Annotated in this window: 19 protein-coding genes; 13 read left to right on the top strand and 6 right to left on the bottom strand. The window is 61.4% G+C overall.

Annotation, left to right across the window (positions count from 1 at the left end; genetic code table 11):
• The first annotated feature begins 60 nt into the window (after nucleotides 1–60).
• The 3 genes from FHT84_RS06795 to FHT84_RS06785 are packed head-to-tail and all read left to right on the top strand — an operon-like array spanning nucleotide 61 to nucleotide 3,850.
• Complete coding sequence (locus FHT84_RS06795; RefSeq protein ID WP_113249128.1) at nucleotides 61–1,206, top strand: iron-containing alcohol dehydrogenase; 1,146 nt, start codon at nucleotides 61–63, stop codon at nucleotides 1,204–1,206.
• Between the two features lies 1 nt (nucleotide 1,207).
• Nucleotides 1,208–2,707, top strand: coding sequence for an aldehyde dehydrogenase family protein (locus tag FHT84_RS06790; protein ID WP_183761511.1), 1,500 nt, complete (start codon nucleotides 1,208–1,210; stop codon nucleotides 2,705–2,707).
• 21 nt (nucleotides 2,708–2,728) lie between these two features.
• Nucleotides 2,729–3,850 (top strand): mandelate racemase/muconate lactonizing enzyme family protein, encoded by a 1,122-nt coding sequence (locus tag FHT84_RS06785; RefSeq protein WP_183761508.1) that lies wholly within the window; start codon nucleotides 2,729–2,731, stop codon nucleotides 3,848–3,850.
• 234 nt (nucleotides 3,851–4,084) lie between these two features.
• Here FHT84_RS06785 and FHT84_RS06780 read toward each other — a convergent pair whose 3' ends face one another.
• Together FHT84_RS06780 and FHT84_RS06775 are read right to left on the bottom strand one after the other, a co-directional pair.
• A complete protein-coding gene (locus tag FHT84_RS06780) occupies nucleotides 4,085–5,296 on the bottom strand; it encodes an acyltransferase (RefSeq protein ID WP_183761505.1) in 1,212 nt (403 codons plus the stop codon).
• Nucleotides 5,297–5,466: 170 nt separating this feature from the next.
• Nucleotides 5,467–6,042 carry an NAD(P)H-dependent oxidoreductase gene (locus FHT84_RS06775; RefSeq protein WP_183761502.1) on the bottom strand — a complete coding sequence of 192 codons (576 nt, stop codon included), beginning with the start codon at nucleotides 6,040–6,042 and terminating at the stop codon, nucleotides 5,467–5,469.
• 74 nt (nucleotides 6,043–6,116) lie between these two features.
• Here FHT84_RS06775 and soxR point away from each other — a divergent pair, with 74 nt between their 5' ends.
• Nucleotides 6,117–6,581 (top strand): redox-sensitive transcriptional activator SoxR, encoded by a 465-nt coding sequence (gene soxR / locus FHT84_RS06770; RefSeq protein ID WP_183761499.1) that lies wholly within the window; start codon nucleotides 6,117–6,119, stop codon nucleotides 6,579–6,581.
• A gap of 9 nt (nucleotides 6,582–6,590) precedes the next feature.
• Here soxR and glpD read toward each other — a convergent pair whose 3' ends face one another.
• A complete protein-coding gene (gene glpD, locus FHT84_RS06765) occupies nucleotides 6,591–8,102 on the bottom strand; it encodes a glycerol-3-phosphate dehydrogenase (protein WP_183761496.1) in 1,512 nt (503 codons plus the stop codon).
• Nucleotides 8,103–8,216: 114 nt separating this feature from the next.
• A complete protein-coding gene (locus tag FHT84_RS06760) occupies nucleotides 8,217–8,990 on the bottom strand; it encodes a DeoR/GlpR family DNA-binding transcription regulator (protein ID WP_112341342.1) in 774 nt (257 codons plus the stop codon).
• A gap of 99 nt (nucleotides 8,991–9,089) precedes the next feature.
• Between FHT84_RS06760 and FHT84_RS06755 the strand changes: the two genes are divergently transcribed.
• The 9 genes from FHT84_RS06755 to FHT84_RS06715 all read left to right on the top strand — a co-directional run bounded on the left by FHT84_RS06755 (nucleotide 9,090) and on the right by FHT84_RS06715 (nucleotide 19,380).
• Complete coding sequence (locus FHT84_RS06755; RefSeq protein ID WP_112341341.1) at nucleotides 9,090–9,860, top strand: SDR family oxidoreductase; 771 nt, start codon at nucleotides 9,090–9,092, stop codon at nucleotides 9,858–9,860.
• Nucleotides 9,861–9,962: 102 nt separating this feature from the next.
• Entirely contained in the window at nucleotides 9,963–10,301 is a 339-nt protein-coding gene (locus FHT84_RS06750) for a metalloregulator ArsR/SmtB family transcription factor (RefSeq protein ID WP_112341340.1), read from the top strand.
• Nucleotides 10,302–10,371: 70 nt separating this feature from the next.
• Nucleotides 10,372–11,265, top strand: coding sequence for a LysR family transcriptional regulator (locus FHT84_RS06745; RefSeq protein ID WP_183761493.1), 894 nt, complete (start codon nucleotides 10,372–10,374; stop codon nucleotides 11,263–11,265).
• Nucleotides 11,266–11,426: 161 nt separating this feature from the next.
• The gene (locus FHT84_RS06740; RefSeq protein ID WP_183761490.1) at nucleotides 11,427–11,906 is read left to right on the top strand and encodes a formate dehydrogenase subunit gamma; all 480 of its coding nucleotides are present in this window, start codon (nucleotides 11,427–11,429) and stop codon (nucleotides 11,904–11,906) included.
• Nucleotides 11,903–13,459: an NADH-quinone oxidoreductase subunit NuoF gene (locus FHT84_RS06735; RefSeq protein WP_183761487.1), complete on the top strand. Its 1,557-nt coding sequence runs from the start codon at nucleotides 11,903–11,905 to the stop codon at nucleotides 13,457–13,459. The genes FHT84_RS06740 and FHT84_RS06735 overlap by 4 nt, the downstream gene beginning before the upstream one ends.
• Nucleotides 13,460–13,464: 5 nt before the next feature.
• Nucleotides 13,465–16,344, top strand: a complete 2,880-nt coding sequence (fdhF, locus tag FHT84_RS06730; RefSeq protein WP_183761484.1) for a formate dehydrogenase subunit alpha — start codon at nucleotides 13,465–13,467, stop codon at nucleotides 16,342–16,344.
• Between the two features lie 187 nt (nucleotides 16,345–16,531).
• A complete protein-coding gene (gene fdhD, locus FHT84_RS06725; RefSeq protein ID WP_112341335.1) occupies nucleotides 16,532–17,359 on the top strand; it encodes a formate dehydrogenase accessory sulfurtransferase FdhD in 828 nt (275 codons plus the stop codon).
• Nucleotides 17,349–17,615 carry a formate dehydrogenase subunit delta gene (locus FHT84_RS06720; protein ID WP_112341334.1) on the top strand — a complete coding sequence of 89 codons (267 nt, stop codon included), beginning with the start codon at nucleotides 17,349–17,351 and terminating at the stop codon, nucleotides 17,613–17,615. The genes fdhD and FHT84_RS06720 overlap by 11 nt, the downstream gene beginning before the upstream one ends.
• 103 nt (nucleotides 17,616–17,718) lie before the next feature.
• Complete coding sequence (locus tag FHT84_RS06715) at nucleotides 17,719–19,380, top strand: OFA family MFS transporter (RefSeq protein ID WP_183761481.1); 1,662 nt, start codon at nucleotides 17,719–17,721, stop codon at nucleotides 19,378–19,380.
• A gap of 70 nt (nucleotides 19,381–19,450) precedes the next feature.
• On the opposite strand, the gene FHT84_RS06710 is transcribed toward FHT84_RS06715, so the two are convergent.
• Together FHT84_RS06710 and rocF are read right to left on the bottom strand one after the other, a co-directional pair.
• Nucleotides 19,451–19,927 (bottom strand): chemotaxis protein CheW, encoded by a 477-nt coding sequence (locus tag FHT84_RS06710; RefSeq protein ID WP_069612887.1) that lies wholly within the window; start codon nucleotides 19,925–19,927, stop codon nucleotides 19,451–19,453.
• A 251-nt stretch (nucleotides 19,928–20,178) separates the two neighbouring features.
• Nucleotides 20,179–21,114 (bottom strand): arginase, encoded by a 936-nt coding sequence (gene rocF, locus FHT84_RS06705; protein WP_183761478.1) that lies wholly within the window; start codon nucleotides 21,112–21,114, stop codon nucleotides 20,179–20,181.
• Nucleotides 21,115–21,324: the final 210 nt, after the last annotated feature.

Below are 21,324 nucleotides of genomic sequence, written 5' to 3'. Positions count from 1 at the left end.
CTGAAATTGTGATGCAGGATTGTGGCATCATTTTCGGCCGCTTTTCCAAGGGGATCCCACGTGTCCTTTTCCATTTCCGCCATTCCTGACATTCGTTTCGGCGACGGTGCGCTCTCCGGCCTTCCCGCTGCGGTCAAATCCTTCGATGGCGTTCGCACCGTTCTGCTCGTCATCGATGCCTTCCTGGCGCAGTCTGGACTTGCTGCCAGGGTCAGCGCAGAGCTTGCGGAAGCAGGCGTAAAGACGCGGGTCTTTTCCGATTTTGCCGGCGAGCCGAAGCTTGCGCATCTGCATGCGGCGATCGTGGCGGGGCAGGGCGCGGATATGGTGATCGGCATCGGCGGCGGCTCGGCGCTCGATATCGGCAAGATCGTCGCCTGCTGCATCGCGTCGGGCAAGGATCCGATGCATTACGCGCTTGCCGCCAATCCCCTGCCGAAAAACCCGCTGAAGAAAATCATGATCCCCACCACGGCCGGGACGGGTTCGGAGACATCGGCGACGAATATCTTTGCCGGGCCTGAGGGCAAGAAGCTCTGGATCTGGGGACCGGAGACGAAGGCTGACCTCGTCATCCTCGATCCGGCGCTGACGAAGACCTTGCCTGCTAATCTCACTGCGTGGTGCGGTCTCGATGCTTTCATCCATGCCTTCGAAGCAGCCACGAACCGCAACACGCATCACGGCGCCCAGTTCTATGCCCATCAGGCGCTGCGTTTGATCACCGGCGCTCTCGAGACTGCCGTCAAGCAGCCCAATGATATGGCGGCGCGGGGCGACGTGCTGCTTGGCTCCTGCTTTGCCGGCATTGCCATCGACAATTGCGGCACGGCGATTGCCCACAATATCAGCCATGCGCTCGCCGGCCTCGGCCCTGTCCATCACGGGCTTGCGACGGCGCTGGGCTTCGAGGTGACGCTGCCCTGGCTCGTCGAGGCCGATACCGCAGATCTGAATGCCGCGGCTAAGGCCTGCGGCCTCGATAAAGCCGCCGAACTTCCCGCTTTCGTCTCCGACTGGATGGATCGCTGCGGCATCGTGCGCGCGCTGCCGGCTGCATTCAAGCCGTTCAACGAAACCGATCTCGCCCGCGAGATGCGCGCGACCGAAAATCAGCCCATGCGGCGTTCGACGATCCGTGACGTGACGGATGCCGATATCGACCGCTTTGCTGCCGCCGTCATGGCGCTGCCGAAAGGAATCTGAAATGACCAAGAATTACACGCGCGACTATTGGGAAAGCGTTCTCTCTGGCCTCAAGCCCGAAGGACGGCACTTCATTGACGGCGCCCATCGTGCCGCCGCATCCGGCGAGACTTTTATCCGCATTCGGCCGATGGACGGCAAGCCCGGCGCTGAGCTTGCGCGCGGCAATGCCGCTGACGTCGACGCTGCCGTTGCCTCGGCTCGCGCTGCCTTCGAGAGCGGTATCTGGCGCAAGAAGGAGCCGCTCGAAAAGAAGAAGATCATGTTGAAATGGGCTGATCTCATCCGCGCCCATGGTGACGAGCTGGCCATGCTCGAGACGATCGATGTCGGCAAGCCGGTCATGGCGTCGCTTGGTGTCGATGTGCGGCTCTGCGCCGACGGCATCCAGTTCTACGGCGAAATGATCGACAAGATGTATGACGAGATTGCGCCGACCGGCCCGAATGCGCGGGCCTTGGTGCGCAAGGTGCCGCTTGGCGTCATCGGGGCGATCACGCCCTGGAATTATCCGATGATCATCGATGCCTGGAAGCTCGGGCCGGCCATTGCCGCCGGCAATTCCGTCGTGCTGAAGCCGGCCGAACAGTCCTCGCTTTCCGCGATTCGGCTTGCCGAGCTTGCCGTCGAAGCCGGCCTTCCGGCTGGCGTCTTCAACGTGGTGACGGGTTACGGAGAGGAAACCGGCAAGCCGCTGGCGCTGCACATGGATGTCGACATGATCGCCTTCACCGGCTCCACTGAAGTCGGCAAGCTGATCATGGGTTATGCGGCGCAATCGAACGTCAAGCGGGTGGCACTCGAGCTTGGCGGCAAGTCGCCGCTGGTCGTCTTTGAAGATGCCGATCTCGATGCGGCTGCCGTCGCGGCTGCCTGGGGCTGCTTCTACAATTCTGGCGAGACTTGCCATGCCTCGACCCGCCTCATCGTGCAGCGTTCGGTGCAGGACAGACTGATCGCGAAGATCGAGGCTGTCACCCGCTCCGATATCGCCCTCAAGCATCCGCTCGACCCCTCGGCGCAGATTGGCGCGCTGATCGAGGAAGAGCATATGAACAAGGTGCTGGCGATGATTGCGGCCGGCGAGAAGGAAGGCGCGCGCCGAGCCTTCGGTGCCGAGCGCGTCATGAGCGAGACCGGCGGCTATTATGTTTCGCCGGGTGTCTTCGTCGACATGACCAACGACATGAGCCTGGCACGGCAGGAAATCTTCGGCCCCGTGCTCGCCGCCATTCCCTTCGATACAGAGGAGGAGGCACTGAAGATCGCCAACGACACGATTTACGGGTTGGCCGGAGCGGTCTTTACCAGGGACATGGATCGCGCCCACCGTTTTTCCGAAGAGATCCATGCGGGTACGGTGTGGATCAACACCTATGACATGTCGAATTTCGCGACGCCGTTCGGCGGCTTCAAGCAGTCCGGTTTCGGCCGCGACCGCTCGGTGCATGCGATCGACAAATATTGCGACTACAAGACGATCTGGCAGCAGTTCGGCTGAGGTTTGTAGGGAGGTACGACCATGAGCAAGATCGTTTCCATCGAGATCACCCATCATCGCCTGCAGCTCGATCCGGCGTTCAAGGCGAGCTGGGATGGCCGTCCACGCCGGCATTTCGATGCGACCATCGTGCGCGTCCGAGACGATGAAGGTCGCGAAGGCATCGGCTCCGGCGATCTGATGAAGGGTTTCGAGGGCCATGAGGATCTGTTCATCGGGCAGGATCCCCGGCACGTCGAACGGCACTATGAAGTCCTCTCGCATATCAGCTTCCATTATGGCCGCTGCTGGCCGATGGATCTGGCGCTGTGGGACCTCTCCGGCAAGATTACCGGCGAGCCGGTCTGGCGGATGCTCGGCGGCCGTGCCAGCCGGGTGCGGCTCTATGCCTCCTCCGGCGTGTTGCGCGAGCCCTCTGCCATGGCGGATCAGGCCGAGCGTTATATCGACGAAGGCTTCCCTGCCATGAAGGTGCGCTTCTCCTCGTCTTCGGGCGGCCGCGGCGGCTGGCGCGAGGACGTCAAGGCACTGGAAGCGATCCGCGCCCGCGTCGGTGATCGGCTGGAGCTGATGGTCGACTGCAATCAGGGTTGGCGCATGCCCTGGGATACGACCCTGCCATGGACTTTCAAGGATGCGCTTGCCGTCGCCAGGGAGCTGGAGCGGCTCGCCGTCTACTGGATGGAAGAGCCGCTTCACCGCTCCGACCGCAAGGGCATGAAAGAGTTGAAACAGGCAACCTCGGTCAGAATCGTCGGCGGCGAGATGACGCGCGAGCTCTACGAGTTCCGCGACATCATCGAGGAGCGCGCTTTCGACGTCATCCAGCCGGATGTCGCGCTCGTCGGCGGCATCACGGGCTGCCGGCGGCTGGTCTATCAGGCCCGCGAAGCGGGTGTGCAATTCACGCCGCATTCGTGGACGAATGGCGTCGGCGTTCTCGCCAATGCCCATCTGACCGCCGGAGTGGGCGATGCGGCCTGGCTCGAATACCCCTATGACAATCCGGAATGGAGTGAAGCCCGCCGCGACTATCCGATGGCCTCGCCGCTCAAGCACGAGGCCGGCTGGCTGGATCTCGGCGCCGCACCAGGCCTCGGCATCGTTCTCGATGAGGAGCGTCTGAAGGCGACGCGCATCTGAAGGCATCTGCTGAATTAGATAGCAAGGCCTGGCATGTGAGGTGCGTGAACACCGCAGCTCCTTCTCCCCTTGGGGAGAAGGTGGCCCGAAGGGTCGGATGAGGGGGTTGAGCGATTTGGATGCGGGGGATTTTCGTGCTCTTGGGAGCTCCCCCTCATCCGCCTGACGGCACCTTCTCGCCGAGGGGAAAAGGGGAGCGCGCCGCCGACGTGTCTCACATGCGATGGCCCGATATCACGCAGCGACAGGCCGTATCAGCGTGTTTTCCCGCGAGCGTGCCCACTGAATGACGGGGCGTTCGAGCAGCACATAGCTCAGCGTGCCGATGGCAAAAATGATGGCGGTTGCGATCAGGCTTGAGACTATCCAGCCGCCGAGAACGTCGTCCGAACCTGCGCCGAAGGATGAGGGAAAGAGCTGAGGCATCAAGGTCAGCACGATATCCTGCCAAATGTAGACGCCGAAGGAGACGGTGGCGACATAACGGCTCACGGGATTGTCGAGCAGCTTTGCCAGCAGCAGCGATTGCGGAAGCGCACAAAGCGCGATCGCGACCGCGAGGGGAAGCAGCGGGAATTGATAGGGAATGCCGAGCCAGGCATAGCCTTCTCCCGCGCCGCCGATCGACTGCGGCAATTGCCATGCGCCCATGACGATCGCGAGCGCGCCGATGATGTCATAGATTGCCGAGCGCCGCGCCGGGAGGATGGTTTGGATTCCGGCGGCCAGCGCGCCGATCGCGAATATCGCGAAAAAGCCGATGGGATTGTAACGCGGCATCCATTCCTTGGCACCACCCTGGAAGCCATATTGCCATCCGCGCCCGGCAGTGTCCGTTGGAAGATAGGTGACGACAAGCCAATGGCCGATCAATGATATCGCAATGATGCCGATCCAGAGCAGGCGGCTGACAAGAATGGAACGCGATCTCGATTTCGGATGAAACAGCAGCAGGAAACCGATCGGCAAGAGCACATAGCAGGTCGTCTCGAAGGGGATCGACCATAGCGGCCCATCGCCCTGTACCGGGAAGAAGGTGCGCCAGTGCCATTGACTCATCAGGAAGAAACCGGAGATGTAGCGGCCGACGAGCTCTCCATCGAGCGGAAAGCCGTAGATCGTGAAGCTGATCAGGAAGCCGACCGTCAGAGCAAACCAGAAACCCGGCAGGATGCGTGCGGCGCGGCGCATGGCGTAGATCTTCAGCGAAGGCAGGGATTCGGCTCTATCCAGCGCCAGCCAGAAGGGGCGGGCAAGCAGAAAGCCGCTGAGGACGAAGAAGACCGAGACGCCGTGATTGCCGAAGCGCGCGATTATGAAAGTCATGTCCAGATCCGGTGGGATCTTGTAGAAATTCATGCGAAGCACGAGATGGTGAACAAGCACCATCAGACATGCGACAGCGCGCATGAAATCCGCTCCTCCCAGACGTCTTCCGTTCTCCATTCCCGTATCCGCCGAAACTCCGTCTCCATTGGGTTAGGTCATCGCGGCGGTTTCGGCAAGGCAGATGCATGAAAGCACGACGCCCGAACCTGTGGTGCAAGGTCCGGGCGTCGACCGGTCTCCTGTACCTGCCAGAAACGAGAGACCGGATTCGGATGTTGGAAAAAGGATCAGGCGGCGACGGAGCGATAGGGGCGCGTTGCGCGCGCGGGCTTCAAGGCGTTGCTCCACCAGTTCAGCCGCGCGATTAGAAGCACCAGCGACTTCCGGGCGTCCAGCGGGTTTTCAAGCGTGCCATCCTCGGCAAATCTGCCCCAGGGATTGGCGAAGCTCACCGTATCGCGCACGGTGACGGCATGCAGCTCGGCAAAAACGAGCCGCAATTGCTCGACGGCGCGCAGCCCGCCGGAAATTCCGCCATAGGAAACGAAGGCGACGGGCTTGCCGTGCCACGGCTCATAGACGAGATCGAGCAGGAATTTCAGCGAGGCCGTGAAGCTGTGATTGTATTCGGGCGTGACGACAATGAAGGCATCCGCCTCCGAAAGCCGCGCTGAAAGCGCGGCAACGCCGGGATGCTCGCGATCATGCTGGAAGGGCAGGTCGAACTCGAGAGGGTCGATCAGATCGATGTCGATGAGGGGATAGTGTGCCAGTTCCTGAGCGACCCAGTTGACTACCCGGTCGCATAGCCGTCCCCGACGCGTGCTGCCATAAATGATCGCCAGCCGGGTTCTTTCTGTCATGTCTTGCTCCTGCTTTACGCGGTTCGGAGCTGGCGTTATAAAACCTCAAGTAAAGTTGAGGTCAATAGCGTAAAATGGGAAAAATCGAACCTGGTCAATTTTCCAGGCAGCTGACCGTCGGCGAGGTGGCGGCGCGCAGCGGCGTGGCGGTCTCCGCGCTGCATTTCTACGAGGCGAAAGGGCTGATCGAGAGTCATCGCAGCCGCGGCAACCAGCGGCGTTATCCGCGCGAGGTGCTGCGCCGGGTCGCCGTCATCAAGGTGGCGCAACGTGTCGGCATTCCGCTTGCCGAGATCCAGGCGGCGCTGGAAGCCTTACCCCAGGGACGCACGCCGACCGCGGCCGACTGGAAGGCGCTCTCGGAAGTGTGGAAGGACGATCTCGACGCCAGGATCAAACGCCTGCAGGGACTGCGCGATCAGTTGGACGGCTGCATCGGCTGCGGCTGCCTCTCGCTCGACAGCTGTCCCTTGCGCAATCCCTGGGACCGGCTTTCCGAGGAGGGGGCGGGACCGCGGCTGCTCGATCCCGGAGAGTAAATTGCAGGCTCAGGCGTGGACGCGGCTTTCGGCCATGTAGCTTTCGAGAACGGCGGCTTCTTCCTTCGAAAGGTAGAGCCCTTTCTTGGAACGGCGCCAGAGAATGTCGGCGGCACTATAGGCCCATTCCTGTTCGATCAGGTAACGCACCTCAGCCTCGTAAAGATCGCTTCCGAAACAGCGGCCGAGATCGGCGATCGCCTTGGCGTCGCCAAGGATCATCGCGGCCCGGGTGCCGTAGCGCCGGATGAGGCGGCGCGCGTGCTGGTCGGCGAGGAAGGGATAGCGCGATTTCAGCTTCGAGACTTCGGCGTCATAGCCGCGAGCCGGGAAATCGCCGCCCGGCAGCGAGCTCCTGGCCGTCCAGGGCGTGCCTTTCAGCCCGATGGATTCGCCGATCTTTTCCAGCGCATGCTCGCTCAGCCGGCGATAGGTGGTGAGCTTGCCGCCGAAGACATTGAGCAGCGGAGCCTGGCCTTCTTCGCCCTCCACCTTCAGCACGTAGTCGCGTGTCGCCTCCTGTGCCTTGGATGCGCCGTCATCATAAAGCGGGCGCACGGCCGAGTAGGTCCAGATGATATCCTCGGGTCGCACCGGCTCCTTGAAGTATTCGCTGGCCGCGTTGCACAGGTAGGCGGTTTCCTCCTCGGTGATCTTCACATCCTTAGGATCGTCCTTGTAGTCGCGATCCGTGGTGCCGATCAGAGTGAAATCCTGTTCATAGGGAATGGCAAAGATGATGCGGTTGTCCGGGTTCTGGAAGAAATAGGCGCGGGGGTCGTCGAACTTCTTGCGTACGACGATATGGCTGCCCTGAACGAGGCGGACATTGTGCACCTGGTTCTTGCCGAAGGCATCGGACAGGACATGATCGACCCAGGGACCGGCGGCATTGACCAGCATGCGCGCGCGAAACCGGCGCTTCTGGCCGCTGATCGTATCTTCCGTTTCGATCGCCCAGGTGGTGCCGTCGCGGCGGGCGGAAATCACCTTCGTTCGCGGCATGATTGTCGCACCGCGGTCTGCCGCATCGCGTGCGTTCAGCACCACCATGCGGGCATCGTCGACCCAGCCGTCGGAATATTCGAAAGCCTTGGTGAAGAGCGCCTTCAGCGGCTTGCCGGCGGGATCCGTCTTCATGTCCAGCGTCGCGGTCGGCGGCAGCAGTTTTCGGCCGCCGAGGTGGTCGTAGAGGAACAGGCCGAGCCGGATGAGCCAGGCCGGGCGGATGCCGCCCTTGTGATAGGGCAGGACGAAGCGCATCGGCCAGATGATGTGCGGCGCCATCGCCCAGAGCACTTCGCGCTCCATCAGCGATTCGCGCACAAGACGGAATTCATAATGCTCGAGATAACGCAGGCCGCCGTGGATGAGCTTGGTGGCGCCGGATGATGTGCCGGAGGCAAAGTCGTTCATCTCGGCGAGCGCGACCTTGTAGCCGCGTCCAGCAGCGTCGCGGGCGATACCGCAGCCGTTGATGCCGCCGCCGATAACGAAAATATCGTAGACCTGTTCGCTCACCCGCCCCTCCGCAAAGGTCAGCCATCCCGTGAAGATGGAAAATCGAAACTAATCCATCTAAAGCGAAACAGATACGAATGTCAAACGAACGTTTCTTGACGGAAAGCGAGCCGCTTAGCCCGGCCGGCGGTCGGTCTCAATGAGGCGCACGTCATGTTCTGCAGCGATGGAACGTACGGATTCAATGCTGCATTCGTCGGTGACGAAGGTGTGGACTTGCGACAAATGGCCGATGCGAACCGGGGCGGTTCGTTCGAACTTGGTGCTGTCGGCGACGAGAATGACGTGGCGGGCATTGGCGATGATGGCCTGCGCCACTTTCACTTCGCGAAAATCGAAATCGAGAAGCGCGCCGTCGGCATCAATCGCGGAGGCGCCGATGACGGCATAGTCGACTTTGAACTGTCTGATGAAATCGACGGCGGCCTCGCCGACGATGCCGCCATCCGAGCCACGTACGACACCGCCGGCAATGACGACTTCGATGGATGGGAAAATCCGCAACTTATTGGCAACATTGATGTTGTTGGTGATGACCATCAGCTCGTGATGGCCAAGCAGGGCTTCGCCGACCGCTTCCGTCGTCGTGCCGATATTGATGAAAAGCGAGCTGTTGTTGGGGATCATGCTGGCAGCGGCGCGGCCGATCGCCTGCTTTTCGGGCGCGGCGATCGAGCGGCGTGCCTCGTATTTCACATTCTCGGTTCCGCCGGGAAAGATCGCGCCGCCATGCACGCGCGACAATACGCGGCCATCGCAGAGATCATTGAGATCCTTGCGGATGGTTTGCGGCGTGACCGAAAAGCGCAACGCCAGCTCCTCCACCAGCACGCGGCCCTCCGCCTTGGCGATGTCGAGGATCTCCGTCTGACGTCCGGATAGGAACATGGTTTTCGCTCCCTTTCTTTCGTTTTTTCGTCATCATATGATAAAGTGAAAATTCCGCAATTACCGACGCGCGAATTGAGTGCGGTTTAGGAGGTTATCGTGTTTCATCCGAAGCTATTCGAAAATCGCAACGTCGTCGTCACCGGCGCCGGCCGCGGTATCGGGCTGGAAGTCGCGAGGCAGTTTCTCGATTGCGGCGCGCGCGTGCTTGTCCATATCGGCCGTGATGCCGATCGCGAATTGCCTGATTTCCTGATGGAAGCGGAAGCCGACCGCCGCGCCTTCCTCATTGCCGGCGATTTCGCCACCGGCCACGGCACGCGGGATTTCGTCAGCGCCGCCGGCGAGCGTTTCGACCGCGTCGACGTCCTCGTCAACAATGCCGGCACCATGGTCGGGCGCTTTCCAGCCGGTGAATTGACGGATGAGCAGTATGAAGGGATCGTTCATCTCAATCAGACCTCCGTCGTGGAGGTCACGCGGGGATTGCTGCCGCTGCTGCGGGCTGCCGGGCAGGCGGCGATCGTCAACACGGTTTCGATTTCCGCGCTCACCGGCGGCAGTCCCGGCTCCGCCATCTATTCCGCCTCCAAGGCCTTCGTCTCGACCTATTCGAAAGCCTTGGCGCGCGAATTGGCGCCGGACGGCATTCGAGTGAACTGCGTCTCGCCCGGCACGATATCGACCGACTTTCACGAGCGTTATTCGTCCAGAGAGAAACTGGAGCAGACGCGCAAATCGATCCCGCTGCAGCGCTTGGGCACATCGGAGGATTGTGCGCCCGCCTATCTTTTCCTGGCGGCGCCGACGTTGTCCGGCTACATCACCGGACAGGTGATCGAGATCAATGGCGGCCAGCTTATCTGCTGAAAAAACGGACCTTTTTTGGTTTTCCGTATCTTTCTCAATCAGCTTTTGATTTGATAATATTATAAGCATTTCTCTGTGTGAGTTCTCACGAGAGGCCGTGATATGTTGTCGTCTCCACCGCAAGGCGGTGCCGCAGAGCATGATGTCGAGGAAATGACTGACAGGGCTCGAAAGGCGAGTGTCCTGCTGAAAGCACTCTCCCACGAAACCCGCCTGGCGATCCTTTTCATGCTTGCCAAGCGGGAGAAAACAGTGATGGAACTCGAGGCCCTTCTCGATCTGCCACAGGCCGTCGTTTCGCAGCATCTGGCACGCCTTCGTCTGGACAAGCTCGTCGATACGCGCCGCGAAGGGCGACTCATTCACTACGCCGTTGCGCATTCGGAAATCTGCGCCGTAGTCGATTCGTTGCAGAAGGCATTCTGTCGGGGCGAACGTTGAGGTTTGAAGCAGCCTCGCATGTTGCGTTCACCGGGCTGCCGGTCTAACTCTTTCGTTTCGGGAGAGCGGGATGATCGACAAGCTGGAATTCTTCATCGCGCTGGCGAATCAGAAGCATTTCGGCCGTGCGGCCGAGGAATGCGGCGTGACGCAGCCGACCTTGTCGGCGGCGATAAGGCAGCTGGAAGACCAGCTGGGCGTGATGCTCGTCAGCCGCGGTTCCCGCTTCCAGGGACTGACGCCTGAGGGTCAGCGCGTTTTGGAATGGGCGCGCCGTATCGTCGGCGACAGCCGCACCATGCGCGAGGAAATGCGAGCGGCACGCAAGGGCCTTGCCGGCCATATCCGCATCGCCGCCATTCCGACAGCGCTTGCGATGGTGCAGAAAATCACCACGCCTTTCCAGGAAAGGCATCCGGACGTCACCTTCTCCATTCTATCGCGCAATTCGCTGCAGGTTTTGAGCCTGCTTGAAAATCTCGAGATCGATGCCGGTATCACCTATCTGGAAAACGAGCCGCTCGGCCGTGTCACCAGCGTACCGCTCTATGCCGAGCGCTATCACCTCATCACGGCGGCGGGCAGCCCGTTTTCCGAGCGCAAGACCGTCACCTGGAAGGAGGTCGGCGATCTTCGGCTTTGTCTATTGACTGCCGACATGCAGAATCGCCGCATCATCAATCGGCATCTTGCCGAGGCAGGCGCAACGGCAAAGCCGACGCTGGAATCCAATTCGATGATCGTGCTGTTTTCGCATGTGCAGACCGGTCGCTGGGCGAGCATCATGCCGAAGAATATTGCTGATTCCTTCGGTTTTCCGGCGGATATTCATAAGATTCCAATCACGGAGCCTGACGCCGAGCATCTGGTCGGCTTGGTCGCCACCCATCGCGAACCCTTTACGCCCCTCGTCTCCGCCTTGTTGCACGAGGCGAGATTGCTGGCGGAAGAGAACAAGAATTGATAGAAAATTCCTATCGAGTGACGGGACTGCCTTATTGATCCCTGGCCGTCTCCCTGCGAGCTTATCCTTGTGGCGTGTCGATCGCGCGCCGGAGGAAATGCCGCATAGGTTTCCCGAAGATTCGCCTTCGATTTTCGGAAGCCATGCGCGGGAGGCTGCTTATGAACTTGAATCAGGCCGCGGGCGATATCGCAACCCGGGCCGGCACCATCATCGACAGCATGAAATCGATGGAGGGGCCGCTTTTGCCGATCCTGCACGGGATTCAGGAAGAATTCGGTTATGTGCCGCAGGATGCGCTGCCGCTGATCGCCAAGGCACTGAACCTTTCGCGCGCCGAAGTGCATGGCGTTATGACCTTCTATCATGATTATCGCGATCATCCCGCCGGCCGTCATGTCCTGAAGCTCTGTCGCGCCGAGGCCTGTCAGTCGATGGGCGGCGATGCGCTGGCAGAGCGTATCAAGCGGCTCCTGGGCATCGATTTCCATCAGACCGCGCTCGATGGCAGCGTGACGCTGGAGCCGGTCTACTGTCTTGGGCTCTGCGCCTGCGCTCCGGCTGCGATGCTCGACGGCGAGCTCTATGGCCGACTTGACGGCGAAAGCGCCGACGACCTCGTAAAGGAGGCGCGCCAATGACGATCACCATCTATATTCCCCGCGATGTCGCCGCCCTTTCGCTCGGCGCGGAGAAAGTGGCGCAAGCCGTCACGCAGGAAATCGCCAAACGCGGGCTTGATGCGCGCATCGTGCGCAACGGCTCGCGCGGCATGTTCTGGCTCGAGCCCCTGGTCGAAGTCGAGATCGACGGCAAGCGCATCGGCTATGGACCGGTGAAGGCCAAGGATGTCTCCGCATTGTTCGATGCCGGGCTCGCCGAAGGCGGCGAGCATCCGCTCTGTCTTGGGGAGGTCGAAAACCTCCCATTCCTCAAAGAACAGACCCGCCTGACTTTTGCCCGCTGCGGTATCACCGACCCGCTTTCGTTGCAGGATTATGAAGCTCATGGTGGCCTGAAGGGGCTGCGCCGCGCCATCGATATGGCGGCTGGCGACATCGTCAAGGACGTCACCGATTCCGGCTTGCGCGGCCGTGGCGGTGCGGGCTTCCCGACCGGAATCAAATGGAAGACGGTGCTCGATGCGCCGGGTGACCGTAAATACATCGTCTGCAATGCCGACGAGGGCGATAGCGGCACTTTCGCCGACCGGATGATCATGGAGGGCGACCCCTTCGTGCTGATCGAGGGCATGACGATCGCAGGCCTCGCGACGGGCGCGACCAAGGGCTTCGTCTATACGCGCTCGGAATATCCGCATGCGATCGGCGCGATGACGGAGGCGGTCGAAATCGCGCGCAAGGCTGGTATTCTCGGTGCTTCGGTGCTCGGTTCCGGCAAAGCGTTCGACATGGAAATCCGCACCGGCGCCGGCGCTTACGTCTGCGGCGAGGAAACGGCGCTCTTGAACAGCCTCGAGGGCAAGCGCGGCATCGTGCGTGCCAAGCCGCCGCTGCCGGCGCATAAGGGCCTGTTCAACTGTCCTACCGTCATCAACAACGTGATCTCGCTTGCCTCGGTCCCCGTCATCCTGGACAAGGGTGCTGCCTTCTATCGCGATTTCGGCATGGGTAGGTCGCGCGGCACGATCCCGCTGCAGATCGCCGGCAACGTTAGATATGGCGGTCTCTACGAGACGGCCTTCGGTCTTTCGCTCGGCGACATCGTCGACCGGATCGGCGGCGGCACAGCGACAGGCCGACCGGTGAAGGCCGTGCAGGTGGGTGGGCCGCTTGGCGCCTATTTCCCGCGCGCCCTATTCGACACGCCATTCGACTATGAAGCGTTTGCGGCCAAGGACGGTCTTATTGGCCATGCCGGCATCGTCGTCTTCGACGATACCGCCGACATGCTGAAGCAGGCGCGTTTCGCGATGGAATTCTGCGCAGTCGAAAGCTGCGGCAAGTGCACGCCCTGCCGCATCGGCTCGACGCGCGGCGTCGAGACGGCCGACAAGATCGCGCGAGGGATCGAGCCGGAGAAGAACCGGGTTCTGCTCGCCGATCTCTGCAACACGATGAAGTTCGGTTCGCTCTGTGCACTCGGCGGCTTCACACCCTATCCCGTCATGAGCGCGATGACCCATTTCCCGGAGGATTTTTCTCCGGCTCCCTTGATTGAAGCGGCGGAGTAAGACCCATGTCACTCGTTCCAGAAATCGATTACGGCACGCCGGCCTCCACCTCCGAAACCATGGTGACGCTGACCATTGATGGGCGCCAGATCACGGTGCCCGAGGGCACGTCGATCATGCGCGCTTCGATGGAAGCAGGCATTCAGGTGCCGAAACTCTGCGCCACCGACATGGTCGATGCCTTCGGCTCCTGCCGCCTCTGTCTCGTCGAGATCGAAGGCCGCAACGGCACGCCGGCCTCGTGCACGACGCCTGTGGCACCCGGCCTCGTCGTTCACACGCAGACCGGCCGGCTGAAGGATATCCGGCGTGGCGTGATGGAGCTTTATATCTCCGACCACCCGCTCGACTGTTTGACCTGCGCCGCCAATGGCGATTGCGAATTGCAGGATATGGCGGGCGCCGTCGGCCTGCGCGATGTGCGCTACGGCTACGAGGGCGACAACCACGTCAAGGCGCGTAACAACGGCGACATCAATCTGAAATGGATGCCGAAGGACGAGTCGAACCCTTATTTCACCTATGATCCCTCGAAGTGCATCGTCTGCTCGCGCTGCGTGCGGGCCTGTGAGGAAGTGCAGGGTACGTTTGCGCTGACGATCGAGGGCCGCGGCTTCGGTTCGCGCGTCTCGCCCGGCATGCATGAGAGTTTCATCGATAGCGAGTGCGTTTCCTGCGGCGCCTGCGTGCAGGCCTGCCCGACCGCGACGCTGACCGAGAAATCGGTGATTTCGATCGGCCAGCCGGAACATTCCGTCGTCACCACCTGCGCCTATTGCGGCGTCGGCTGCTCCTTCAAGGCGGAGATGCGCGGCGAGGAGCTGGTGCGCATGGTGCCGTGGAAGGACGGCCAGGCCAATCGCGGCCATTCCTGCGTCAAGGGCCGCTTCGCCTATGGCTATTCGACCCATAAGGACCGCATTCTCAACCCGATGATCCGCGAGAAGGTGACCGATCCCTGGCGCGAAGTGACCTGGGACGAGGCCTTTGCCCATATCGCCACCGAGTTCAAACGGCTGCAATATCAATATGGCCGTGATTCCATCGGCGGCATCACCTCCTCGCGCTGCACCAACGAGGAAACCTATCTCGTACAGAAGCTGGTGCGCGCCGGCTTCGGCAACAACAATGTCGATACCTGCGCCCGCGTCTGCCATTCGCCGACCGGCTATGGCCTCGGCCAGGCGTTCGGAACCTCGGCCGGCACGCAGAATTTCGACAGCGTCGAGCATTCCGATGTCGTCATCGTCATCGGTGCCAACCCGACGGACGGTCATCCCGTCTTCGGTTCGCGGCTGAAGAAGCGGCTGCGCCAGGGCGCCAAGTTGATCGTCATCGATCCGCGCCGGATCGATCTGGTGCGCACACCGCATGTCGAAGCCAGCTATCACCTGCCGCTGAAGCCCGGCACCAATGTCGCCGTTATGACGGCGCTGGCGCATGTGATCGTCACCGAAGGCCTGTTCGACGAGAAATTCATCCGCGAGCGCTGCGACTGGTCCGAATTCGAGGATTGGGCTGCCTTCGTTTCCGAGCCGCAGCACAGCCCGGAGGAAACGGAAAAATACACCGGCGTTTCTCCGGAACTCGTACGCGGAGCCGCTCGTCTCTTTGCCAAGGGCGGCAATGGCGCGATCTATTATGGCCTCGGCGTTACCGAACACAGCCAGGGCTCGACCACGGTCATGGCGATTGCTAACCTTGCCATGGTGACGGGCAATATCGGCCGTCCGGGCGTCGGCGTGAACCCGCTGCGCGGACAGAACAATGTGCAGGGCTCCTGCGACATGGGCTCCTTCCCGCACGAGCTGCCGGGCTATCGCCACATCTCGGACGATGCGACCCGCGATATCTTCGAAAAGCTCTGGGGCGTGAAGCTCAACAACGAGCCGGGCCTGCGTATTCCGAACATGCTGGATGCCGCCGTCGAAGGCACGTTCAAGGGGATCTACATCCAGGGTGAGGATATCCTCCAGTCCGATCCGGATACCAAGCATGTGGCGGCCGGCCTTGCCGCGATGGAATGCGTCGTCGTCCACGACCTCTTCCTGAACGAGACGGCCAACTACGCGCATGTCTTCCTGCCCGGCTCGACCTTCCTGGAAAAGGACGGCACCTTCACCAATGCCGAGCGGCGCATCAACCGCGTGCGCAAGGTCATGACCCCGCGCAACGGCTATGCCGATTGGGAAGTGACGCAGAAGATGGCGCAGGCCATGGGTCTCGGCTGGAACTACACGCATCCGTCCGAGATCATGGACGAAATCGCCGCGACGACGCCGAGCTTCGCGCTCGTCTCCTACGACTATCTGGACAAGATGGGCTCGGTGCAGTGGCCCTGCAACGAGAAGACCCCGCTCGGCTCGCCGATCATGCATGTCGATGGCTTTGTGCGCGGCAAGGGCAAGTTCATCCGCACCGAATATGTCCCGACCGACGAGCGCACCGGCCCTCGCTTCCCGCTGTTGCTGACGACCGGGCGCATTCTCAGCCAGTACAATGTCGGCGCCCAGACGCGGCGTACCGAGAACGTCGTCTGGCACGCCGAGGATCGCCTGGAGATCCATCCGCACGATGCCGAGCAGCGCGGCATCCGTGAGGGCGACTGGATCCGGCTCAGCAGCCGCTCCGGCGACACGACGCTCAGGGCATTGATTACCGACCGCGTGGCCCCCGGGGTCGTCTACACCACCTTCCATCATCCGGATACGCAGGCGAATGTCATTACGACAGACTATTCCGACTGGGCGACGAACTGTCCGGAATATAAGGTGACGGCGGTGCAGGTCTCGCCGTCGAACGGTCCGTCGCAGTGGCAGGTCGAGTATGATGAACAGGCTCGGCAGTCGCGGCGTATTGTCGGGAAGATGGAGGCTGCGGAGTGAGTTTGAGGATGCTTTCTCCTTCTCCCCTTGGGGAGAAGGTGCCCGCAGGGCGGATGAAGGGGTCTTTCCGCACGGGAAGAATGGGCCTTCGCTCGCGCTCAGGACGCTCGGAGCCGTCGCTCCTCGCCCCCCTCATCCGACGTTTCGCGCCACCTTCTCCCCGAGGGGGAGAAGGGGAGACCGGATAATGACCAAATTCCCTCCCACCACCACCGTCCCCGAAACCGCCCGTCGCAACGGCTTGGTGCGGTCCGGCTCCCGTATCGTTCCCGAGGAAGTGCCGATCGCTTTTTCCTATGGCGGCACGTCGCATGCGGTCATGATGGGTACACCCGCCGATATCGAGGATTTTGCCGTCGGCTTCAGCCTGACAGAGGGCATCATCACCGATGTGAGTGAGATTGCTGCGATCGAGCCGATCGAAGACGAGCAGGGGATCGACGTGCAGATCATTCTCGTCGATGACGCCGCGGATGCCTTGCGGCTGCGCCGTCGCCATATGGCAGGCCCCGTCGGCTGCGGCCTCTGCGGCATCGAATCGATAGAGCAGGCGGTGCGCAAGGTGCCTGACGTTTCCAAGGTCGCTTTGAAGCTGACGCAGAAGGATATCGTCCGCGCGGTCGCGCTTCTGAACGACGCCCAGCCGCTGCATCGCGAGACTCACGCCGTGCATGGCGCTGGCTTCTATATCCCGTCCGAGGGTCTGCTTGCCGTGCGCGAGGATGTCGGCCGGCACAATGCGCTCGACAAGCTTTGCGGTGCGGTCATCCGGTCTGGTCATAAGGGCGCGGATGGTGTGGTCGCGGTCACCAGCCGGCTATCGGTCGAGATGGTGCAGAAGGCAGCAATCCTGGGCAGCTCCGTGCTTGTCGCCATCTCCGCCCCGACGGCGCTTGCCATCCGCACGGCCGACGAAGCCGGCATGACGCTGGTGGCGCTGGTGCGCGGCGACGATTTCGAGATTTTCACCCATCCGCATCGCATCATCACAGGGAGCATCGCCGATGTCGCCTGAGGAAACGCCGCACGGCAAGACCGAAACCAAGCTCATCTATATGGCGAACCAGATCGCCACCTTCTTCAAGACACAACCGGCGGGCGAGGCGGTGCAGGGTGTGGCGACGCACATCAACAAGTTCTGGGAGCCGCGCATGCGGAGACAGCTGTTCGCAATCATCGACCATGGCGACAGCGGGCTGAGCCCGCTGGTGCTTGAGGCGGCTTCGTTGATCCACAGGCCGCCACCCGTTGAGGATATCAAGTCGGCTTAGTATCCAAGTGACAAGATGAAGGGATGGAGAGGGAGAATCCACCCGCACGTGTAATTCCCGTCACGGGAAGAGGTGCTGTCTTTGGGCCAAGGAGGAGTTGTTCATGACGGCTGCTGATACGAATATTTCCGAGCGCACGGTGACGGCCGGTCTGCTCGACCGTGAGCGAATCATCGCCAAGCCGGGCTTCAACCGATGGCTCGTACCGCCGGCGGCACTGGCAATCCATCTCTGCATCGGCATGGCCTATGGCTTCAGCGTCTTCTGGCTGCCGCTCTCCAAGGCGCTCGGTGCTTCGGCTCCGCCATCGGCCGAATGCGCAAATCTCAATCTCCTGACCGCCCTGTTTACGACGAGCTGCGATTGGCGCGTCAGCGACCTCGGCTGGATCTATACGCTGTTCTTCGTGCTGCTCGGCTCCTCCGCCGCCATCTGGGGCGGCTGGCTGGAACGGGCCGGGCCGCGTAAGGCCGGCGTCGTTGCTGCCTGCTGCTGGTGCGGCGGCATCCTGATTGCCGCGATCGGCGTCATCTTCCACCAGCTCTGGATCATGTGGATTGGGGCTGGCGTCATCGGCGGTATCGGGCTCGGCCTCGGCTATATCTCGCCGGTGTCGACGCTGATCAAATGGTTTCCGGATCGGCGCGGCATGGCGACCGGCATGGCGATCATGGGCTTCGGCGGCGGCGCGATGATCGGAGCGCCGCTTGCGAGCCTGCTGATGAACCACTTCCGAACGGATGGCGCTGTCGGCGTCTGGCAGACTTTCATCGTCATGGCCGCGATCTATTTCGTCTTCATGCTGGGCGGTGCTTTTGGCTATCGTTTGCCGCCGGCCGGATGGCGTCCCGAGGGCTGGAAAGCCCCTGCCGCCAAGAGCTCGATGATCACCACGAAGCATGTGCATCTTCGCGATGCTCACAAAACCCCGCAGTTCTGGCTGATCTGGGCAGTATTGTGCCTCAACGTCTCGGCCGGTATCGGCGTCATCGGCATGGCCTCGCCGATGCTGCAGGAGATCTTCGGCGGCGCATTGATTGGCCTGCCGGATGTGAAATTTGCCGACCTCAGCAAGGATCAGATCGCCACTGTCGCTGCCATAGCCGCCGGCTTTGCCGGGCTGCTGTCCCTCTTCAATATCGGCGGCCGCTTCTTTTGGGCATCGCTCTCCGACAAGATCGGTCGCAAGAACACCTACTATTGCTTCTTCGTCATCGGCATTGCGCTCTATGTCCTGGCTCCCTGGGCCGCCGGTATCCATAGCAAGGTGCTGTTCGTGGGCGCGCTCTGCATCATCCTGTCGATGTATGGCGGCGGTTTCGCTACCGTTCCCGCCTATCTCGCCGATATTTTCGGGACTCAGTTCGTGGGCGCCATCCATGGCCGGTTGCTGACGGCCTGGGCGACGGCGGGGATCATCGGTCCTGTCGTGGTCAACTATATCCGCGAGGCACAGAAGGCGGCCGGCGTCGAAGGCGCCCAGCTCTATACCTTCACCATGTATATCCTCGCCGGCATGCTGGCGCTGGGGCTGATCGCCAATTCGCTGGTGAGACCGCTTGCCGACAAGTGGTTCATGTCGGACGCAGAGGTGGCGGCGCTGCAAGCAAAGACCGCTGCCGCCAATGCAGGCCCCACTGGCTCCTTCGGCATCGGCACCGGTGGCTTCGACGGCAAGGCACTGATCGCCTGGGCGCTCGTCGGTATTCCGCTGCTCTGGGGCGTATGGGTGACGATCAAGAGCACTTACGCGCTATTCGGCTAAGCGACCCTTCGGAAAATGACGAAGCCGCCCCGAAAGGCCGGAGCGGCTTCAAAAAAATCGAGCTGCGAAGTTAGGCGGCGAGTTCGTCCGTTTCGTTTTCCTTGAACATCTTGGCGAGGTTCAGGAAGCAGATCATTCCGTTCTCTGTGGCGATGATGCCTTCGCAATAGGCGCGATCGAAAGATGCCGTGACCTCCGGCACCGGCTGTACCTGGCTGGAGGCGATCGTCAGGATGTCGGAGACGCGGTCTACCAGCATACCGATGACCATGTTGTGCACTTCGGCGACGACAATGGCGCTACGCTCATTAGCGACCGTGCTCTGCATGCCGAGCTTATAGGCGAGATCGATGATCGGGATTACCGAACCGCGCAGGTTCATGACGCCGATAACATCGGCCGGCGCATGCGGGATCGGAGTCGACGGTGCCCAACCGCGAATTTCTCGGATTGTGGTGGTCTTGACGCAGAATTCCTGATCATGCAGCCGGAAGGCAATGATCTCCAGAGTTTCGCCGCTGAAGCTAGTGGAATTGATCGTGGCCATGAACGTTCTTCCCGTTGAACTCTGACGCCGAATGCGGCGCGTTATTGGCACGATAGAGCAAGAAGATTGCTCAAACCTAAATCTATACAAGCGGTTTCGACTGGACAGGCTGGCAAAGAACGTAGCTATATCGAGGAAGGGGCTCACTCCGCCCTCATCCTGAGCCCGTCGAAGGACGAGAGTGGCCTCAGATAGGAATGCTCGCCCGCCAGCAATCCACCTCCGGATTCCTCTGCCAGCCGGGCAGCGCCTCAGGCGGCTCGTGTCGGGCGGTCGAAGATGCGGCGGCCGAAGAGGCTTGCGGCCATTTCCACCAGGACGCGGGCGCTCTTGCCGCGATCGTCGAGGAAGGGGTTGAGTTCGACGAGGTCGAGCGAGGAGACGAGATTGCTGTCGGAGAGCATCTCCATGATGAGATGCGCCTCGCGATAGGTGGCGCCGCCTGGCACCGTTGTGCCCACACCTGGTGCGATATCCGGATCGAGGAAATCGACATCGAAGCTGACATGCAGCAGGCCGTTGGCGGCGCTGACGGTATCGAGCACCTTGCGCATGATGGCGGCGACACCCTGTTCGTCGAGCGAACGCATGTCGAAGACGTTGACGCCGTGTTCGCGGATTTCCTCGCGCTCGTGCGGATCGACGGAGCGGATGCCGACCTGGAAGACCTTGCTCGGGTCGACCAATGGCCGGCCGGCCGGCAGAACGCCCTCTATCTCGGCTTCACCGCAGAAAAATGCGACGGGCATGCCGTGAATATTGCCTGATGGCGAGGTGGCCGGCGAATTGAAATCGGAGTGAGCATCGAGCCAGAGCACGAAGAGCGGGCGACCGACCTCCGCCGCATGACGCGCCATGCCGGAGACGCTGCCCATGGACAGGCTGTGATCGCCGCCCAGGATCAGCGGAAAGCCGCCCGATGATGCAACATCATAGACCTTTGCTTCCAACGCTCGGGTGAAAGCGCCGACGATCTTCAGATTGTGGGCCTGTGGATGCTCCGGGAGGTCCGCTGCCGGAACAGGATGCAGGTCGCCGCTGTCGGTGACGCGATGGCCAAGCTCGATCAGCGTGGTTTCGATGCCGGCGATGCGGAGCGCCGTAGGACCCATACCGGCGCCGCGGCGGCCGGAACCTTCCTCCAGGGGAACGCCGATCAAGGTAACGGGAGTGGATTGCGTATTCATCGGCATTGCTCCGAGGGTTAGAGCGCTTCCGGAAAAGCCAGCAGCGGCTTTGCCCGGGACGGCATGAAAACAATGAGATAGTCCAGCTCGGAGAGTCCCTGACGAGCCGAACCGGTCTGAATTATGGTGGCGTGCATTATCAATTGTCTGGATGACAGCAAAAAGATGGAAAATTGTCCAAAATCAACTGGGTTTCGACAGATTGATCAG

The organism is Rhizobium sp. BK289 (assembly GCF_014193575.1).
GTDB classification, from domain to species: domain Bacteria; phylum Pseudomonadota; class Alphaproteobacteria; order Rhizobiales; family Rhizobiaceae; genus Rhizobium; species Rhizobium tropici_C.
Note: the sequence above shows the minus strand (reverse complement) of the source record. Positions and strands in the feature narration are given on the sequence as shown.

What these genes read in the sequence shown, in the direction of transcription:
- FHT84_RS06790 (WP_183761511.1), top strand. Translation starts at nt 1,208, where the DNA reads ATGACCAAGAATTACACGCGCGACTATTGGGAAAGCGTTCTCTCTGGC.
- FHT84_RS06785 (WP_183761508.1), top strand. Translation starts at nt 2,729, where the DNA reads ATGAGCAAGATCGTTTCCATCGAGATCACCCATCATCGCCTGCAGCTC.
- FHT84_RS06780 (WP_183761505.1), bottom strand. Translation starts at nt 5,296, where the DNA reads ATGGAGAACGGAAGACGTCTGGGAGGAGCGGATTTCATGCGCGCTGTC.
- FHT84_RS06775 (WP_183761502.1), bottom strand. Translation starts at nt 6,042, where the DNA reads ATGACAGAAAGAACCCGGCTGGCGATCATTTATGGCAGCACGCGTCGG.
- soxR (WP_183761499.1), top strand. Translation starts at nt 6,117, where the DNA reads ATGGGAAAAATCGAACCTGGTCAATTTTCCAGGCAGCTGACCGTCGGC.
- FHT84_RS06760 (WP_112341342.1), bottom strand. Translation starts at nt 8,990, where the DNA reads ATGTTCCTATCCGGACGTCAGACGGAGATCCTCGACATCGCCAAGGCG.
- FHT84_RS06750 (WP_112341340.1), top strand. Translation starts at nt 9,963, where the DNA reads ATGTTGTCGTCTCCACCGCAAGGCGGTGCCGCAGAGCATGATGTCGAG.
- FHT84_RS06745 (WP_183761493.1), top strand. Translation starts at nt 10,372, where the DNA reads ATGATCGACAAGCTGGAATTCTTCATCGCGCTGGCGAATCAGAAGCAT.
- FHT84_RS06740 (WP_183761490.1), top strand. Translation starts at nt 11,427, where the DNA reads ATGAACTTGAATCAGGCCGCGGGCGATATCGCAACCCGGGCCGGCACC.
- FHT84_RS06735 (WP_183761487.1), top strand. Translation starts at nt 11,903, where the DNA reads ATGACGATCACCATCTATATTCCCCGCGATGTCGCCGCCCTTTCGCTC.
- fdhF (WP_183761484.1), top strand. Translation starts at nt 13,465, where the DNA reads ATGTCACTCGTTCCAGAAATCGATTACGGCACGCCGGCCTCCACCTCC.
- fdhD (WP_112341335.1), top strand. Translation starts at nt 16,532, where the DNA reads ATGACCAAATTCCCTCCCACCACCACCGTCCCCGAAACCGCCCGTCGC.
- FHT84_RS06720 (WP_112341334.1), top strand. Translation starts at nt 17,349, where the DNA reads ATGTCGCCTGAGGAAACGCCGCACGGCAAGACCGAAACCAAGCTCATC.
- FHT84_RS06715 (WP_183761481.1), top strand. Translation starts at nt 17,719, where the DNA reads ATGACGGCTGCTGATACGAATATTTCCGAGCGCACGGTGACGGCCGGT.
- FHT84_RS06710 (WP_069612887.1), bottom strand. Translation starts at nt 19,927, where the DNA reads ATGGCCACGATCAATTCCACTAGCTTCAGCGGCGAAACTCTGGAGATC.
- rocF (WP_183761478.1), bottom strand. Translation starts at nt 21,114, where the DNA reads ATGAATACGCAATCCACTCCCGTTACCTTGATCGGCGTTCCCCTGGAG.